An 18,701-nucleotide genomic window follows, 5' to 3' on the forward strand; every position below is an offset into this window, starting at 1 on the left:
CAGCGGGAGCAACAGGTCCAGCAGGAGCAACAGGAGCAACAGGAACTATTGCAGCATTTGCACACATCTTTAACGTAGGTACTCAAACAATAACAACGGGTAATCCTGTTTCTTTTGATACGAATGGAACCATTTCAGGAACGGATATTACTCATGCAGCAGGCTCACCAGATATTGCACTTGCTCAAAACCACATTTATCAGGTTATATATACTTTTGTTGGTGATGCTTCTGTTTCAGATGTTTCGGTTCACTTTACGTTAGCAGGTACAGATATTCCAGGAAGTGGATTTACTGATCCAAGTTCCGTAGCTTTAGTAACTGCTTCTCAAGGTTCAGGTAAATTTATTATTAGTACTGTTGGACAAGTTGCACCAACTGATTTAAATATGGTTGTTGACAGTACTACAGACATCACTTTCCCGGCTCAGGATGCTAATCATCCAAATATTAGTATTGTTATAATTGAGCTGAGCTAATTAAAGTTTTGGAGTCCGTTGTAAAAACAACGGATTCTTTTTTTAGAAAGATAAGGATAAAAAATTTTTTACTAAACATTTAATACTGACAAAATATCCTTAAGTTGAATATGTTAATTAAGGTGATTGACAGATATAAAGTAATTTTTTAGGTATATGTTTTTTGTGAAAAGAATATTATATTTGCTGATTGAAAAGGAACCAATCTTTATCATTAACAAAAGTTAATTCTAAGCATCTATAATCCATTTATAATAAGCCTTTGATTTTATTATCTACTTTCCATGTTTGATGCAAGTCTTCTGGTATTTATCATTCAACCGATTTAAGATGAATAAGCATTTGAATTTTCAGGGAAATACAAAATAGATTAGTAGTCATATTACTATATTAAAAGTATCGATAAAATGTTGATAGAGAATGGAGAGTCTACTTTTAAAGCGAATTTAAGAAGGTGTTTTAATGATGAAAACTAGTATTATTATTTTGACTTATAATCAGCTTGAGGTATCAAAAAAATGCTTTGAAAGTCTTGCGAAATATACAAAGGAAGATGAAGTAGAAATTATTGTTATTGATAATGGATCAACTGATGGAACACGAGAATATTTAAAAAGTAATCCTTCCTTTATTACAATCTTTAATGAGATGAATATGGGGTTTGCTAAAGGTTGTAATCAAGGAATTGAAGTCGCTACAGGTGATAATTTGTTATTTTTAAATAATGATACAATCGTTACAGAAAATTGGTTAGATGCAATGCTTACTCTTTTATATAGTAATGATAAAATTGGCATGGTTGGGCCTGTAAGTAATTATGTGAGTGGATTGCAGCGAATTAATGTTGATTATCAAAATGATCAAGAAATTAATGAATTTTCATTAAGATATTGTGCAAGGGTAAAAGGAAAGTCTAAGCAAGTATTAAGATTAGTAGGATTTTGTTTATTAGTAAGACGGGAATTAATTGATCGTTTAATAGGATTTGATGAAAGGTTCAAACTAGGTTCATTTGAAGATGATGATATTTGCTTAAGAACTATTTTAGAAGGATATGAATTGCATATTGCATTAGATTCATTTGTTCATCATTATGGGCACATGACATTTAATGGAAATAGTGATATTAACATAAATCACTTATATATAGAAAACAGAATGAAATATATTGAAAAATGGGGACACAATTTAATCGATATCGGGTATCCGAAGTCTGAAATAATTGGAATGGTACCAAACGACGTTAATAATGTATTAGAAATCGGTTGTTCTGCGGGTGCGACAGGTTTAGAAATTAAAAATCTGTACCAATGCGACTTATTTGGAACAGAAATTGATTCAGAATTATCTTCAATTGCATCACGATTTTATAATCGAATTGATGAAATCAGTATTACGGAAGTACCACATAGCTATCCTGAGGAGTTTTTTGATCTAATCATAGTAGATAATATTATAAATCATCTTGTAGATCCTTGGGGTTATGTAAAAGAGATCACTAGTCTGTTAAAACCATCTGGCTCAATTATTTGCAGAGTTCCAAATGTTTCGCATGGCGAAGTACTCTTTCAATTATTACAAGGCCAATGGAATTATATACACGCTGGAATATTGAAAAAGGAGCATATTAGATTTTTTACACCTCAAACAATTAATACTCTTTTTCCAATAGAGCAATTTGAAATGATGTGGAAAAAAAATGAAAGCATAAAGGTTGATTTAAATATAAAATTATTTTTTGAGGAAGTAGTTCATTTAGCTCATAGCTTTGGAATAAATCTTAATGAATTAACTAAAAATCTTGAAATATATAATATGCTCTTGATAGTAAGGAAAAAATGATAAAAGGCAGCTGAAGTAGATCAGCTGCCTTTATTGTTTAATCTGTTTGAAAAATATTCCCTATTAGAAAGGATACTAGGATGTGTTGGATAAAATTGATATGCTAATTCGTTGTGCTCATTTGCAAGGTGATACTCACCAATTCTGTCATAACATACCGCTAGTTGTAAATGTGGTAGCCAAGTAGTACAAGATGGATTGAGATGAATCAATCGATCGTTAATTTTATTTAAAGTCGCTTCTTTATACCAAAAAATTGCCGAATCGAAATTATTTTTCTCAAGAAATGTATAAGCTAATCTACAACATGTTTCAGGATGAGTATTGCCAAATTTAAGAGCTTTTAATAACCAAGTAGTTTCTAACTCTCTTAGATTAAGCTCATGATAACTATTAGCAATATAATTACATGCGAGGATATTAAGCTCTTCAAATTGCTGATTTAATCGCAAAAATTTTAAAAAATACTTAATTGATTTATCATGTTGATGATCTGAACTTAACTCTTTTGCATAATAAAATAAATCCATTGTTGAAAGATTGATGTCATTACTTAACATTTGTTCATATATTCGAATATTTTCTTTTGTATTTTGTGTAAAAGGAAGATCTGTAATAACAAGATTAGTAGAAAATGATTCAGAGGTTTGTTCATTTTTCATATTCGTTGAATGACTATTTGAATCTAATTTTTTAAATAATCTACTGATTTTTTGTTTACTTTTTACATTCCAACCGATCTGATAATCGACAGCTACATAATAAACTTCATTGTTTATTGACTGTTTTAGCTTAGACAATTTTAAACGGTCATTTTCTAGTAAAACTTCACTATGGTTTAGTAAAAGTATAAAGTCTTTTGTTGCCAATGATTTTGAAAAATTTAATGCAGCTATTTCATCCACACCATCAAAAACATGTATTTGCTCTGTAAACTGTCTTGCTAGCTCAATCGTTCGATCGTGGGAATTCATATCAACGATGATAATTTCATCAACTAGGCTACTAACTGAACTAAGACATCTTTCAATTGTGGCTTCATTATTTTGTACAACCATGCATAAACTGACTGTGATCAAGCTATCACCCTTTTCTATAATTTTGATTTTGTATTAAATGATTGATGATATATTAATGTTGATTTACTTAATTAGTAGTTTCCAAATCATCTTTTGTGCCTACTAAACAGATAGGATCCAGGAAATATAACGTTAGAAGATAGTAAGGGTGAGTTATTGGTCTTTAAAATATGAGCGGAAATACTCTTGGTTGTGTAGAACTGATGGATTATTGGGAACATAACTTGCAGCTATATCATTATATTTTCTAGCAGTTAGTTGATCACCTAATCGACTATAGCAAAGACATAACTGTAGATTAGGTAACCAAGTGTAACAAGCCTGATTTATAAAAGGACTACTTTTAGGAACATCAACAAGAGTAGCGAGTTTATACCACGAAATTGCACGTGTGTAATCACCTTGTTGAAGATAAACAAATCCTAATCGACAGCAGTTTTCTCCACGGGGTCCATCATAAGAAAATGATCTTAGACAACTACTAATTGCTTTTTCCCATTCGTTTATATTTAAATAGCAGTCTGCCATTTTTCCGCAGGCTTGAATATTATCCTCGTACCAGCCTTTTCCTTCATCAAGAAACAATTCATACCATTCAATTGCCTTTTCGAATAGCTGATGATCTACGCATTCATTTGCATAATAGTATTTGTCACGTGGACTTAATTCATTTCCTGAAGAAATCGCATTTTCATAAATCTTTAAATTACGATCAGAATATTCTTTGTCTTTTTGATGAATAATTGCGGCATCCGATTGAATAATTTCGCCATAAACCTCTAAATATTCATGAACGAAACCAATCCATTTAAAGTTTCTTTCTCGCTTAACGATTCGATTCCGTACAGAACTAAAGCTCGGATTACCATTTTCATCGAAAGCTAGATGATATTTCATTCCGACAGCGTCGACGTTTTTAGTTAATGACTTTTTTAATTTAAGTAATTTTTTCTCATTTTCATCAGTGATAATATCATCAGCATCTAGCCACATAATATAATCCTTCGTTGCCTTAGAAAACGCAAAATTTCTTGCGGCTGAGAAATCATTGATCCAAGTAAAATCATATATTGAATTTGTAAACTTTTTAGCTATTTCCTTTGTTTTGTCTGTTGAACCAGTATCAATAATGACAATTTCGTCTACTATATTAGATACAGATGATAAACATCTGGAAAGTACAGCTTCTTCGTTTTTAACAATCATACAAAGGCTTAAAGTTATTGGTTTTTTTTTCATGAATTCCACCTCAATTTCTATGTTATTAAGGTTGTCAACAAATGGTGCAATTCATAAAGTTCAAAAAAAGATTAATGTTGAATTTCTACAATAGATATGATTAAATGGAAAAAATGAATAATGAAAATTTTTAGATGAAGAGAGTAATCTTATTTTGATTCTTGTAGAGAGTTGGGGATGGTGGAAGCCTAACAGAACGAATAAGATGAAGCGCACTTCGGAGAAGCAGTCTGAATTAATAGTAGGACTTTGCCGGGGAAGACCTCGTTAACAAATTTTAAAGTTGGTTCAATATATTTGAACAATTAGAGTGGTACCGCGGATTAGTTAAACCCGTCTCTTATGATAGAGACGGGTTTTTTATATTTTGGAGAGGATTGATCATAATGAATTATGTAAACATGTATAGTGAACAAATTGAAAAAGCTTTAAATGGATCACTAACTTTAACTGAAATTAACTCACTTATCGAAAAACCGAATTATGCAGATCAAGGTGATTTAGCATTTCCTTGTTTTCAATTAGCAAAAGCATTAAAAAAATCTCCAGTAATAATTGCAAAGGAAATTGCACCACAGATTAATCATGATTTAATTGAAAAAGTAGAAGCGAACGGCCCGTACGTAAACTGCTTTTTGAATAAAAAGCTAGTAAGTAAGCAAGTAATTGAATTAGTTCTTGGTCAAGGGAAGGAATACGGAAACCAAGTAATAGGAGAAGACAAAACGGTTGCGATTGATTGTTCCTCTCCAAATATTGCAAAGCCATTTTCGATGGGGCACTTGCGTTCAACAATGATCGGAAATTCAATTGCTAAAATAGCTGAAAAAAATGGATATAAATCAATAAAAATTAATCATCTTGGTGATTGGGGAACACAGTTTGGGAAATTAATTGTTGCTTATAAACTTTGGGGTAATCAAGACGCAGTAAAAGAAAATCCAATCAAAGAACTTTTAAAATTATATGTTAAGTTTCATGAAGAAGTTGAAAAAGAGCCTCAACTTGAGGATGAAGCTAGAAGCTGGTTTAAACAATTAGAGGAGAAAAATGAAGAAGCTTTACACTTATGGAAGTGGTTCCGTGATGAGTCTCTTAAAGAATTCATGTTAGTATATGATTTATTAGGTGTTAACTTTGATAGCTTTAACGGAGAAGCGTTTTACAATGATAAAATGGAACGAGTTATTGAACTTCTAGAGCAAAAAAACCTTTTAGTCGAATCTGAGGGTGCCGATGTTGTTGAATTAATTGAAAAGGAATTACCACCATGCTTAATTAGAAAATCTGATGGAGCTACACTGTATGCAACAAGAGATCTGGCAGCTGCACTTTATCGTAAAGAAACATACGATTTTGATAAAGCAGTGTATGTTGTAGGTGGAGAACAAGCATTGCATTTTGAGCAAGTATTTACAGTTTTGAAGAAAATGGGTTACGAATGGGCGAATGAAATGGTACATGTTCCATTCGGCTTAATCTTACAAAATGGTAAAAAAATGTCTACGCGAAAAGGGAAAATTGTTCTTTTAGAAGAGGTAATTGAGGAAGCGATTAGTTTAGCTAGTCAAAATATTGCAGAAAAAAATCCTACATTAAAAAATAAAGAAGAAGTTGCTAATATGGTTGGAGTCGGTGCAATCATTTTCCAAGATTTAAAAAATGACCGTATGAATAACATCGAATTTTCACTTGAGCAGATGCTAAAATTTGAAGGTGAAACAGGGCCATATGTACAATACTCAATTGCGAGAACAAATTCAATTTTAGATAAAGCTGCATCACAGGATTTAAATAAACAAGATGGGCTGGAAGATCCATATAGTTGGGACATCATAAAACATATACTCGAGTTCCCTAACAAAGTAGCGCGTAGTTTTGAACAATTTGAACCATCTGTCATTGCTAAATATACAATAGATTTGGCACAAAGCTTCAATAAATATTATGGAAATACTCATATTCTAACAAATGATGATCAATTAGAGAGTAGATTAGCATTAATTAAAGTTGTTTCCATTGTTTTAGAAGAAGGACTAAGATTATTAGGAATTCGTGCTCCAAAAGAAATGTAAAGTAACAGGTATTGAAGAAATTTTGATCTTCAATACCTGTTTTCTTTTTGATTTGATCGTAGAACTCAAAAACACAATCTTTCTAATTTTTATTACATATATATAGTTATGTAATTACGATTAGTGAAAACAGTGTATCCAAATGAAAAAAGATTAACGAAGTCTAAGAAAAGAATTAAAAAATTAAAAGTTTTATTGAAAATGATTATCATTTACATTTATAATAAATTTAAGATATTTAGAGAATAAGGGGAAACGTTCAATGTCGATATTAAATTTTATTAAAAATAGAAGAACTATTAGAGATACAAAAAAGGATCCAATTAAGATGGAAGATTTAATGGAGCTACTTGAAGCAGCATCTTATGCTCCTTTCCACAGCAAAGAAGAGCCTTGGCAATTCATTATGGTTTCAGAGGAAAAAGAAAAAGAATATTATGCTTCAAAAATTGTCGATAGTTACGAAAGAATGGAATTAACTGAAACATATACAGTTGAGAAAATTAAAAAATCAACGGAATTCTTTAAAACATATATCGTTGACACACCTATGCATTTAATTATAACGACAGACCACTCAAAAAATGAAAAGAAAAATTTAGAAGCGATTGGAGCAACCTGTGCATTTGTTCAAAATTTACAATTAGCAGCTTGGGAAAAAAATATTGGAATGGTATGGCGAACAAATCCTTATATTTTTGATAAACAATTTTACAAAGAGATGGGCATTCCTGAAAATCGAAAAATTTTAGGGGCACTTCATATCGGTTATATAAATTCAATGCCAAAAGGAACAAAGAAAAGAAAACATCCAAGTGAATGGACTACTAAGTTAAGTCAAAATATTACACTTTCTTAAACAAATAATATGACATGTAGAGTGATGTATGTAAAATAAATGCATTACTCTTTTCTTATTAATTACCTAAAAATTACCAAAAAATTCTTCACTTAATTCGACACATTTTATAATTTTTTTTAATTATAATCCTCCTTGAAAGGCATTATTTTAAGGGAGGATTTATTGATGAAAAAATTTTTAACAACAATTTCTGCTTTAACTTTAGTAAGTACTATGTTTTCAACTGCTGCTATGGCAAAGAGTGAAAATGCAAAGAAATCACTCGTAGCTTTAGGAGATTCGATTACGTTTGGTTACAATTTAGGAGTAAATAATGAACAACCTTCTAAGTTTGCTTTTCCATTTATTATTGGACAAGATGCTAATCTAAGGATTCGAGACTTAGGTGTTCCAGGGTGGAGAACTGATCAACTGTTGTTCTCAATCAAGAATGATGATACATATCGAGATGCTGTTAGACATGCTGATTATGTAACTTTAGATATTGGAAACAATGACCTTCTACAAGCTCTCAAAGCGAGTAATGGAGATGCTACAAAATTACAGCAAGCAGTTGGTGCGATGCTACCAGTGTTATTAAAGAATTTATCTGATACAATTTTAGAAATTAGATCACTTACTGATGCACCGATTGTAGTATATAACATTTATAATCCATTCCAAACTACAGATCCTATGTATGGACAAGGCAATTTCCTATTGAGTAACATTATTAACAAAAATATTAATAATTCAGTGAATACTCTTAAAGCAAATGGAGTCTCTAACTTAGTAATAGCAGACGCATTTTCAACTTTCTATAATCATCAAAGTACATATGTTAGACAGAATGACATTCACCCAACAATTGAAGGGCAAAAAAAGTTAGCTGAAATTGGTGAAGCAGCATTAAATTTAGATTGATATTGTAAAAAAAGAGAGTGTTCAAAAAAGATTTCTTTTTGACACTCTCTATTAAATATCATTTTAAAACACTTTAGTAGTCCAGTTTTCGCCATTCCATACATCTGTAACTAATCCTTGGTAGAATTCAGGTTCGTGACAGATAATTAAAAGACTTCCTTTGTACTCTTTTAGTGCGCGTTGTAGTTCTTCTTTAGCATCAACATCTAAATGGTTAGTAGGCTCATCGAGAACAAGTAAGTTTGTTTCTTGATTAATTAACTTACATAAACGAACTTTCGCCTTTTCTCCACCACTTAAAACTGCAACTTTACTCTCAATATGCTTAGTCGTTAAACCACATTTTGCAAGTGCAGAACGAACTTCATATTGTGTAAATGATGGAAATTCATCCCAAACTTCATCGATACATGTTTTATTATTATCACTTTTTACTTCTTGTTCGAAATATCCAATATGAAGGAATTCACCGCGCTCAACTTCACCAGAAATTGGTTTAATATCACCAAGTAAACTACGCATTAACGTCGTTTTACCGATACCGTTCGCACCAACTAAAGCAATTTTCTGTCCACGTTCCATACGTAGATTTAAAGGTTTTGATAGAGGCTCATCGTAACCAATCACTAAATCTTTTGCTTCAAATATTAATTTACCTGAAGTACGAGCTGGTTTAAAGTGGAATTCTGGTTTTGGCTTTTCACGTGCAAGCTCAATTACATCCATTTTATCAAGTTTCTTTTGGCGAGACATTGCCATATTACGAGTAGAAACACGAGCTTTATTACGAGCAACGAAATCTTTTAGTTCAGAGATTTCTTGTTGTTGACGTTTATATGCTGATTCTAATTGTGATTTTTTCATTTCATGAATTCCTTTGAAATTATCATAATCACCAACATAACGATTTAATTCTTGATTTTCCATATGATAAATTAAGTTAATAACACTATTTAAAAACGGAATATCATGTGAAATTAAAATAAATGCATTCTCATACTCTTGTAAATAACGCTTTAACCATTCAATATGCTGTTCATCTAAATAGTTAGTAGGCTCATCTAGTAATAAGATATCTGGTTTTTCTAAAAGAAGTTTTGATAGAAGAACTTTTGAACGTTGACCACCAGAAAGTTCAGTTACATCTCGATCAAGTCCGATATCTTCTAAACCTAAACCACGACCAATTTCTTCAACTTTAGCATCGATAATGTAGAAATCATTATTTGTTAAAGTATCTTGAAGAACACCTACATCTTCTAGCATTTTCTCCATTTCTTCTGGAGTTGCATCAGCCATTTTTACATATAAATCATTAATTTCATTTTCCATATCAAACATGTATTGGAAAGCACTTTTTAATACGTCACGAATTGTCATACCTGGCTGTAATACAGCATGCTGATCTAAATAACCTACACGTACTTTTTTAGACCATTCAACCTTACCTTCATCAGGCTGTAATTTTCCAGTAACGATATTCATGAAAGTTGATTTACCTTCACCATTTGCACCAATAAGACCGATATGTTCACCTTTTAATAGACGGAATGATACATCATTAAAAATTGCACGATCACCGAATCCATGGCTTAAGTTTTTTACAGTTAAAATACTCATTGATCGACACCTTTTCTTTATTTTTCATATAATAATGTTCTTTATAAAAGAACGTAATTTAAACAGTCACCATCTAATTATAGTCTGCAACTGGGTATGTGTTCAACAGTAAATTAAGTTATAACTTTAGGGGTCAGGTTAGAACCGAAATAAAATAGGGGACTTTTGAAAAAAGGAAAAAAAATCCATATAGCCCTACTATTCCTATCCCCATATTTTCGTATTTAATGTATAATTCAGAAGTGTAATAGTCAAAAAAGTGGGTTTTAAAGGCGTGTAAGTACAGAAATAGCCATACCTACTATTCGGAGGAGGAAGTTTAATGTTTGGTAAAGTTGCTGCAGATATGCTTGGTTTAAGTGATGTAGGTAGTGTTATTGAACCGAAAAATTATGACAAAGTTGATTCTGACGATTATGTAATGCATGAAGATAATGAAAAAATTTATTTCTTAATTAAATCAAAATCAGATGAGTATTGCTTTACGAATAAGGCTTTAATTCATTTAGACGGTACAAGTGCAATAAGTAAGAAGCGTACACTTCATCGTTATAATTATCACACTCATAAAATCACACATGTTTTACTTGAAACAGCTGGTACAATTGATTTAGATGTTGAAATTAAGTTCAACATTGGTGGTAGAGAGTTTTCGATTGATGTTCATAAAAAACATATTGAACAAGTTAAGGATTTATATAAAGCTTTATTAATGATTGCTGAAATTAGTCATGAAAATGAAAAAGCACTTGGATATGCGAAAGAAAGTATTGAAATTGCTTCTACAACATTAGGCCGCGTAACTTCAAATGAAAATAATTTAGTGAACAGTTTTAAAGAAATTAATGAAGCTACTTTTGAATGGTTAATGAAGTCTAGAGAGCAATACAAAGTTAAAGATTTCGGATCTGTATTTGAGAAGTATATTAATAATTAATTATGTAAGAGATGTCTCGTAAGTCAAAGTACTTATGAGACTTTTTTTGTTGGTGAACCTCTTTAGATTAGAGAAATACGAATAAAAGGATGAGTAAGTAAAAAAAGGAAAAAGAAGAAATATGGTTAATCATAAAGGGTTCATGTGTGAAATCTCTTATTTATTTGGAGAAATAAGACTACAAAACAATAATAAAAAAAGAAAACTCGCAAGGAACATAGTACCATGCGAGTTTTCTTTTTTTAAAACCTAATTAATTAAAACTTCTACGCTTTGACGATTTAAAATAGTAGCATTTGGACATCGTTTTTTTATTTCTTGTAAAAAACTTTCTTCATCTTTAGGAAGTGAAAGTAAGGCAAATCCGTACTTTTTGTATTCGATTTTTAAACGTTTGAAGGTCCATGCAGGTGATGAAACTGGATTATTCGAGAAATTAACTGTTCTGATTTCACTATATGGAATGATAATTGTTATAAATCCAAATTTTGATTTGAATTCAGTTTTGGTTAATTCATGGTATGTGTTGAATAATGCCCAAACTAGAACAATCAATATTGGTAATAAAAAGACAAAGACTACTAAACTTATGATGATTCCTGTGCTATCAGCTTCAATAAAGCTGATGATGGGAACTGAAATAATGATGGGAATTAAGCTCAGAATTAGGACGACTAATAGAGGATTTTTCTTCACTTTAAATTTCATGGGGACACCTTGATCCTATCCTAAAATTTGATTTAAATGGTGCTTCATATGATCAATGTAGTCAGTAAATAACCAACTTAGTGTAACAGATTCTTCATTTTGACTATTATATTGTAGTTTCCATTGGTCTTCTGAAATGTTTGAGAGCACATTCATGAAACGTGAATTTAGAGCAGTCCATAACGTAAGAATTTCTTCAATTGTATAGCTATTTTGATAATCATTTAATTCTACCCAAGAATTTTGTTTATAAAGCTCCAAAACTAGTTCTTCATTAGAGGACAATCTATCTATAAATCTTTTATGATTCATAGTCGCAGAATCGCAAAGATGTCCAAGGATTTCTTTTTTAGACCATTTTGTAGGACTTGGTTTAAAATCTGTATTCGATAAGGCTCTGATGATTTTTGGAACGGATTGGATTAGACTACTAAATTCGTTCATTAAATTATTCATCTAAATATTCCTCCTTCGTTTCTACATGTTATGGATATGTTTAAACATTTTTCTTTATGAGTCTTTAGACAAGCCATAGGTGAATAGGTTATTAGTAGGACAATCTTGGAGGTGGCTTGATGTTAATCTTTTTACTTTATGTCGGATTGTTAGTTGGAGTGTTAGCTGTTTATAAAGATGCCATTAAGCGGGATGTTAGTAATCTTGGGTTTCAAATGATCGGTTATTATGTACTAGCTTCTTTACCATTTAGGTTATTTTGGTTACCGATCCCTTTTGGATTTTTGATTTGTTTATTTTTATTATCTAAACCGATGCTTCGATATAAAAAACAAAAACAAGTTGCTAGCCTATTAGGTTTCATTGTATTTATAGTAGATGCTGTATTCTAAATGTATGTTTAGAATACAGCTTTTTTGATGTTTTCGTCTCAATCCGTAACTCTTATTGAGTGATCCAACTTATCCTTTAGTATGCAGTAAGGAATATCATTTTTTAGCAATCTTTAATGCCTTTTCGGTATTAGCAAAATGTAATTTCGTTAGACTTCGTAAAGCTTCAAAACCTTTTGATTTAATTAGTTTTGCAGCGGCTTGATCAACTTTTGCTCCTGCACCTTTTGGTAAGGTCATGCCTGCTTTTTCACTTAATTGATCCATTTGTTGTAGGAAAGCATAGCGGGCTAAGATAGAAGAAACTGCAACTGAGAGATGCAAACCTTCTGCTTTTGTAGCAAATTGAACTTTATCACGAATTACTTCTTTTGTTCCTTTTAAATATCCGTAGTACAGATTTGGAGGAGTAAATTGATCAATTAAGATTGCATCATATTTTTTATCTTCCAATTTTGAAATAGTATTTCGAATTGCTTGATTATGTAATAGTGCCTTTAGTTTATTCATATTATTGCCTTTTTCTTGCATAGCATTGTATTTCTCATTGTTTAGTACTAAGAGGCTGTAGGTTACGACATGAATAATTTTTTTTGCTATGCTGCATATGGCATCGTCAGTTAGTTCTTTGGAATCTTTTACGCCTAATTCTTTTAGTAATTCGAATTGGCTTGGTTCTACAAAGGAAGCTACTACTGTCATCGGTCCAAAGTAGTCACCTGTACCTACTTCATCACTACCTATAACTGCAAGACTTGAAAAGTTTTTTGGTAAAGTTGAATTCGTATTTGTAGGGTTTGCTTTTTTAGGAGTTTGGCTAGCCAATTTACCTTGCCATTTACTTACTTCAGCATCACAATTTGACCCTTGAAACATTACCTTACCAGATTTATATGCAGTAATCGTACAGCCATTTGGTTTGGCCATAAATACTCCACCTTGTGGTACTTTTGATTGCAGGCTACTTTGGTAGTGTACTTTCATCTTTAAGAGAGTATCCTCAGAAACTGTTAATACAGTGTTTGACATAAATTTCTCCTTTATAAATGGATATTTACCAATACTTTTGTTTGTATTGAATTTCGTGTTATAGTTAAGGTTAGAATGTTTAAAAGCTGAATGGAGGTATGAAGTTGTCCAATTCTTCATCGAAACAAAAACTAAATGTAACTATTTATGGGCAACATTATGCAATTACTGGTGACGAGTCAACAGATCATATTCGCCATGTTGCCTCAATTGTAGATGATAAAATGAAAGAAATAAATAAAAAAAATCCATTATTAGATACTAATAAATTAGCTGTATTGACAGCAATAAATATTGTAAGTGATTATGTAAAGTTAAAAGAAAGAGCTGAAATGCTCGAAAAATTATTAGAAAAACAAACGAAAAGTGAGCAGAAAAACAATGATTGATTTAATAATACTTATTATTTTTATTTTAGGAATTTTAACAGGATGGAAAAGAGGATTTATTAGCAGCCTTGTACGATTACTAGGTTTTTTACTTTCCTTATTCCTAGCTTATCATTATTATGAGCAGACCGCTACTTCGCTTAAAAAAATATTTCCAATACATATAAGCGGAGGCCAGGTTGTAAACGCAGAGCAGTTTGTATATGAAATTATAGCTTTTGCTTTGTTATTTATTGGGACAAGGCTAGTTATTTCATTTATTGGTTCGTTATTAAATGGAGTTTTCCAATTACCTGTTCTAAAGCAGATGAACTCCTTCTTAGGTGGTATTTTTGGTTTTATAGAGGTTTATTTATTTTCGGTTTTGGCGCTATTTATAGCTTTAATCGTACCTATTGATACGCTTCATGTTTTATTACATAAATCAAATATCGCTTATTTTATGGTTCAACATACACCATTTATATCAAATCAATTAATGGAATTATGGAAACCATTTTCTAGTTCTGAAATACTTTAATCGAGTTTAAGTGAAAAACAATTTCTATGTTAAGTAGGTGACTTAAAATGCACAAAAAAGAGTTAATAAAACTGTTAGAACAAATTGCTACTTATTTAGAACTAAAAGGTGAGAATGCTTTTAAAATATCAGCATTTCGTAAAGCGGCAAATGCATTAGAAACTGATGAAAGAAGTCTTGAACAAATCGACGACTTTACTGCCATAAAAGGAATCGGAAAAGGGACTTCTGCAGTCATTTTAGAATATATTGAAACTGGCAAAAGTACGGTATTGGAAGAACTACAAGAATCATTGCCTAAAACTTTACTTCCTTTACTCAGACTACCAGGATTAGGTGGGAAAAAAGTAGCTAAGCTTTATCAAGCATTACAAATTGAGAGCATGGAGCAGTTAAAAGAAGCATGCTTAAATGGTAAGCTACAAGGGTTAGCTGGATTCGGTAAAAAGACAGAGAAAAATATTTTAGAATCAATCGAAGAGTTTGGTAAGCAGCCTGAACGCTTGCCACTTGCAGATGTATTACCGATTGCTGATAAAATTGAAGCTTATTTAGCAGAGATAAAGGATGTTGAAAAATATTCAAGAGCAGGAAGCTTACGAAGAGTACGTGAAACTGTTAAAGATTTAGACTTCATTGTTGCATCAAATAAACCAGAAAGTATTAAAGAACAATTACTTTCGATGCCGGAAATCGTTCGAATAATTGCACAAGGGGATACAAAAGTGTCTCTTGTTTTAAAAGGTGTTGAATATGAGATTTCAGTTGACTTCCGAATTATTCAACCAAAGGAGTTTGCTACAACACTGCATCATTTTACAGGCTCTAAGGATCATAATGTAGCTATGCGCCAATTGGCTAAAGAGCGTGATGAAAAAATTAGTGAGTATGGTGTTGAGGATGTTAATACTGGAGAGGTTTTAACATTTGAAAATGAAGAAGATTTTTATGCTCACTTTAATTTACCTTGTTTTCCACCTGAAATTCGAGAGGATGGAAAGGAAGTTTCAACTTTTACAAATGATTACCCATTAATTCGTTTAGAAGATATGAAATCTGATTTGCATATGCACTCTACTTGGAGTGATGGTGGCTACTCAATTGAAGAAATGGCTGATGCATGTCGTGCTAAGGGATATAAATATATTGTCATCACAGATCATTCACAATATTTAAAGGTTGCGAACGGTTTAACTCCTGAGCGCTTATGGAAACAAAAAGAAGAAATTCAGCGTGTAAATGAAAAATACACTGATTTTACAATTCTACATGGGGTAGAAATGGATATTTTACCTGATGGTTCATTAGATTATGAAGATGATGTTTTACGTTCACTTGATTTTGTTATTGCATCAATCCATTCTAGCTTTAGTCAAGATGAAGAGACAATCATGATGCGTTTAAAAAATGCAATGAGAAATCCTTATGTTAGCATGATTGGGCATCCAACAGGGCGCAAAATTGGCAGAAGAGCTGGGTACAAAGTAAATGCTGAAGAATTAATTTCTGTAGCAAAAGAAACAGGTACAATTTTAGAATTAAATGCAAATCCAAATCGATTAGATTTAAATAAAGAAATGTTAATGATGGCCAAAGAAGCTGGTGTGATGCTATCAATTAATACTGATGCACATAATATTGATATGCTAGAGCATATGACTGTTGGGGTTAGTGCGGCCAAGAAGGCTTGGTTAAAAAGAGAAAATATTGTAAATACATTTGAATTACACGAACTTTTAAGTTTGATTGAAAGGAAACGTAATCGAGTGTAAGGAGGTTACGGGGCACATGAAACGTACATTAAGAGTTTTAGAGTACGATAAAATAAAAGAACAATTGCTTAAACATGCTTCATCTTCACTAGGTAAGGAACGTATTAAAAATCTTTTACCAAGTACTGACTATGATGAAGTAGTAGAATTACATGAATCAACTGACGAAGCAGTAAAAGTTATTCGTCTACGCGGAAATGTTCCACTTGGTGGTTTATCTGATATAAGAATGCAAGTTAAAAGAGCCGATATTGGTGGAATGCTTTCACCTTCTGAGTTAATCGCGATTTCAGGTGTTACGTATGCTGGACGTCAAATGATTCGATTTATTGAAACTTTACTAGAAAGTGAAGTAGAGATTCCATATTTAGAGTCATTAAGTGAGCAAATTATTCCTTTATTAGAACTAGATAAAAATATAAAAGCGGCTATTGGTGATAATGGCGAAGTTTTAGATGATGCTAGTGTGACACTTCGAACGATTCGTGGACAAGTTCGAACAGCTGAAGCTCGAATTCGTGAAAAATTAGAGAGTCTAACTAGAGGTGCAAATGCACAAAAAATGTTATCAGATTCAATCGTAACGATTCGTAATGATCGCTTCGTTATTCCAGTAAAACAAGAATATCGACATGTTTATGGTGGTATTGTTCATGATCAATCTTCTTCTGGTCAAACATTATTTATTGAGCCACAAGCTGTCGTTACATTAAACAATAGTTTACAAGAAGCTAAAGTTAAAGAAGAGCAAGAAATTGAGAAAATTTTAATGGCTTTAACAGGTCAAGTAGCGGAAGCTTCAGCGGATTTATTGCAAAATGTTGAAATTTTAGCTGAAATGGATTTCTTATTTGCAAAAGCTAACTATTCGCATTCAATTAAGGCAAGTAAACCAATTTTAAATAACGATCGATATTTTAAATTAAAAAAAGCACGTCATCCTCTAATTCCAAGGGATGTGGTAGTAGCTAATGATATTGAATTAGGTAAGGAGTTTACTACGATTGTCATTACTGGTCCAAATACAGGTGGTAAGACGGTTACTTTAAAAACGATTGGTATATGTGTTTTAATGGCACAATCTGGTCTACAAATTCCTGCACTAGACGGTTCAGAAATCTGTGTGTTCGAGCAAATTTTCGCCGATATTGGTGATGAGCAATCAATCGAACAGAGCTTAAGTACATTCTCTTCTCATATGGTGAATATTGTAGATATTTTAAAACATGTTAATCATAGTAGTCTTGTATTATTTGATGAATTAGGAGCTGGAACTGACCCTCAGGAAGGTGCGGCTTTAGCAATCTCAATTTTAGATGAGGTAAGGGAATACGGTGCAAGAGTAGTAGCGACAACGCATTATCCTGAATTAAAAGCATATAGTTACAATCGAGAGCACGTTATGAATGCTAGTGTTGAATTTGATGTAGAAACACTAAGTCCGACTTATCGACTATTAATTGGTGTTCCAGGTAAAAGTAATGCATTTGAGATTTCTAGAAGACTTGGACTTTCAAATCGTGTAATTGAAAAAGCAAAAAATCATGTAAGTGAAGAAAGTAATGAAGTTGAAAATATGATTGCATCTTTAGAAACGAGTAGAAAAGGTGCAGAAACAGAATGGAAAGAAGCAGAAGATTTCCGTAAAGAATCAGAGCGTGTTTTCAAAGATTTACAAAAGCAAATGATGGAATTTTATGAGCATCGTGATGAATTATATCGTGGAGCACAGGAAGAAGCGAAAAAACGTGTCAGAGTAGCACAACAAGAAGCTGAAGAAATTATTAAAGAGTTAAGAGAGTTAAAGAATAGCCAATTAGCTTCAATTAAAGATCATGAATTAATTGAGGCAAGAACTCGTTTGGAGGGGGCAATTCCTTATGCTCCAAAGAAAACAATTCCTCAGGCCGCTCCGAAGAAACAAAGAAAGCTTCGTGAAGGTGACGAGGTAAAAGTGATTAGTTTTAACCAAAAAGGGACACTACTTGATCAAGTTAGTGAAGGTGAATGGCAAGTTCAGCTCGGAATTATTAAAATGAAAGTTAAAGAAAAAGATATCGAATATATGAGTTCACCTAAAGAAGTAAAAGAACGAACTGTTACATCTGTAAAAGGTAAGGACTTCCATGTTAATCTTGAGCTAGATCTTAGAGGTGAAAGATATGAAGATGCGTTAATTCGTGTTGAAAAATATATCGATGATGCATTATTAGCCGGTTATCCTCGAATTAATATCATTCATGGAAAAGGAACTGGCGCACTGAGACAAGGGGTACAGGAATACTTAAAAAAACACAGATCAGTTAAATCCTATCGATATGGAGCAGCCTCCGAGGGTGGAATAGGTGTAACTGTTGTCGATTTAAAATAAGGTAATAGGGGTTCTAAGATGGAAAAGT

General features: G+C 32.0%; 16 protein-coding genes, 1 pseudogene and 1 other annotated feature. Of the genes and pseudogenes, 11 read left to right on the plus strand and 6 right to left on the minus strand.

Annotated features, from left to right (window positions below; translation table 11 throughout):
- Window positions 1-479, plus strand: a pseudogene (locus EP747_RS24090) (hypothetical protein); the annotation flags it as partial.
- A 465-nt stretch (window positions 480-944) separates the two neighbouring features.
- The gene (locus EP747_RS00005) at window positions 945-2,321 is read left to right on the plus strand and encodes a glycosyltransferase (protein WP_419179263.1); all 1,377 of its coding nucleotides are present in this window, start codon (window positions 945-947) and stop codon (window positions 2,319-2,321) included.
- Between the two features lie 20 nt (window positions 2,322-2,341).
- Here the strand turns inward: EP747_RS00005 and EP747_RS00010 are convergent, their stop codons facing one another.
- Both EP747_RS00010 and EP747_RS00015 read right to left on the minus strand, forming a co-directional pair.
- Complete coding sequence (locus EP747_RS00010) at window positions 2,342-3,400, minus strand: glycosyltransferase (RefSeq protein ID WP_129687962.1); 1,059 nt, start codon at window positions 3,398-3,400, stop codon at window positions 2,342-2,344.
- 153 nt (window positions 3,401-3,553) lie between these two features.
- The gene (locus EP747_RS00015) at window positions 3,554-4,639 is read right to left on the minus strand and encodes a glycosyltransferase (protein ID WP_235832713.1); all 1,086 of its coding nucleotides are present in this window, start codon (window positions 4,637-4,639) and stop codon (window positions 3,554-3,556) included.
- 122 nt (window positions 4,640-4,761) lie between these two features.
- Window positions 4,762-4,983: a binding site (T-box leader), on the plus strand.
- A 42-nt stretch (window positions 4,984-5,025) separates the two neighbouring features.
- On the opposite strand from EP747_RS00015, the gene argS reads away from it, so the two are divergent.
- From argS to EP747_RS00030, 3 genes are all read left to right on the plus strand, one after another.
- Window positions 5,026-6,714, plus strand: coding sequence for an arginine--tRNA ligase (gene argS / locus EP747_RS00020; protein ID WP_129687963.1), 1,689 nt, complete (start codon window positions 5,026-5,028; stop codon window positions 6,712-6,714).
- Window positions 6,715-6,976: 262 nt separating this feature from the next.
- Window positions 6,977-7,573 (plus strand): nitroreductase family protein, encoded by a 597-nt coding sequence (locus EP747_RS00025; RefSeq protein WP_129687964.1) that lies wholly within the window; start codon window positions 6,977-6,979, stop codon window positions 7,571-7,573.
- A 168-nt stretch (window positions 7,574-7,741) separates the two neighbouring features.
- The gene (locus tag EP747_RS00030) at window positions 7,742-8,479 is read left to right on the plus strand and encodes a GDSL-type esterase/lipase family protein (RefSeq protein ID WP_129687965.1); all 738 of its coding nucleotides are present in this window, start codon (window positions 7,742-7,744) and stop codon (window positions 8,477-8,479) included.
- Between the two features lie 63 nt (window positions 8,480-8,542).
- Here the strand turns inward: EP747_RS00030 and EP747_RS00035 are convergent, their stop codons facing one another.
- Window positions 8,543-10,099 (minus strand): ABC-F family ATP-binding cassette domain-containing protein, encoded by a 1,557-nt coding sequence (locus EP747_RS00035; RefSeq protein WP_129687966.1) that lies wholly within the window; start codon window positions 10,097-10,099, stop codon window positions 8,543-8,545.
- Between the two features lie 322 nt (window positions 10,100-10,421).
- On the opposite strand from EP747_RS00035, the gene EP747_RS00040 reads away from it, so the two are divergent.
- Window positions 10,422-11,036, plus strand: a complete 615-nt coding sequence (locus EP747_RS00040) for a PH domain-containing protein (protein ID WP_129687967.1) — start codon at window positions 10,422-10,424, stop codon at window positions 11,034-11,036.
- A gap of 249 nt (window positions 11,037-11,285) precedes the next feature.
- Here EP747_RS00040 and EP747_RS00045 read toward each other — a convergent pair whose 3' ends face one another.
- Together EP747_RS00045 and EP747_RS00050 are read right to left on the minus strand one after the other, a co-directional pair.
- Window positions 11,286-11,744, minus strand: coding sequence for a PH domain-containing protein (locus EP747_RS00045; protein ID WP_129687968.1), 459 nt, complete (start codon window positions 11,742-11,744; stop codon window positions 11,286-11,288).
- 15 nt (window positions 11,745-11,759) lie between these two features.
- Window positions 11,760-12,200, minus strand: coding sequence for a DinB family protein (locus EP747_RS00050; RefSeq protein WP_129687969.1), 441 nt, complete (start codon window positions 12,198-12,200; stop codon window positions 11,760-11,762).
- Window positions 12,201-12,319: 119 nt separating this feature from the next.
- Between EP747_RS00050 and EP747_RS00055 the strand changes: the two genes are divergently transcribed.
- Entirely contained in the window at window positions 12,320-12,592 is a 273-nt protein-coding gene (locus EP747_RS00055; protein WP_088014918.1) for a hypothetical protein, read from the plus strand.
- 96 nt (window positions 12,593-12,688) lie between these two features.
- Here EP747_RS00055 and rnhC read toward each other — a convergent pair whose 3' ends face one another.
- The gene (rnhC, locus tag EP747_RS00060; protein ID WP_129687970.1) at window positions 12,689-13,621 is read right to left on the minus strand and encodes a ribonuclease HIII; all 933 of its coding nucleotides are present in this window, start codon (window positions 13,619-13,621) and stop codon (window positions 12,689-12,691) included.
- A gap of 98 nt (window positions 13,622-13,719) precedes the next feature.
- Between rnhC and zapA the strand changes: the two genes are divergently transcribed.
- From zapA to EP747_RS00080, 4 genes are read left to right on the plus strand one after another with little or no spacing between them, the layout of a single operon-like run.
- A complete protein-coding gene (gene zapA / locus EP747_RS00065; protein WP_088014916.1) occupies window positions 13,720-14,010 on the plus strand; it encodes a cell division protein ZapA in 291 nt (96 codons plus the stop codon).
- The gene (locus EP747_RS00070) at window positions 14,003-14,530 is read left to right on the plus strand and encodes a CvpA family protein (protein ID WP_129687971.1); all 528 of its coding nucleotides are present in this window, start codon (window positions 14,003-14,005) and stop codon (window positions 14,528-14,530) included. The genes zapA and EP747_RS00070 overlap by 8 nt, the downstream gene beginning before the upstream one ends.
- Window positions 14,531-14,577: 47 nt before the next feature.
- Entirely contained in the window at window positions 14,578-16,302 is a 1,725-nt protein-coding gene (polX, locus tag EP747_RS00075) for a DNA polymerase/3'-5' exonuclease PolX (RefSeq protein WP_129687972.1), read from the plus strand.
- 16 nt (window positions 16,303-16,318) lie between these two features.
- Complete coding sequence (locus tag EP747_RS00080) at window positions 16,319-18,673, plus strand: endonuclease MutS2 (protein ID WP_129687973.1); 2,355 nt, start codon at window positions 16,319-16,321, stop codon at window positions 18,671-18,673.
- The last annotated feature ends 28 nt before the right edge of the window (window positions 18,674-18,701 follow it).

The sequence above is a fragment of the Gottfriedia acidiceleris genome (assembly GCF_004138285.1).
In the GTDB taxonomy this organism is placed as follows: domain Bacteria; phylum Bacillota; class Bacilli; order Bacillales; family Bacillaceae_G; genus Gottfriedia; species Gottfriedia acidiceleris_A.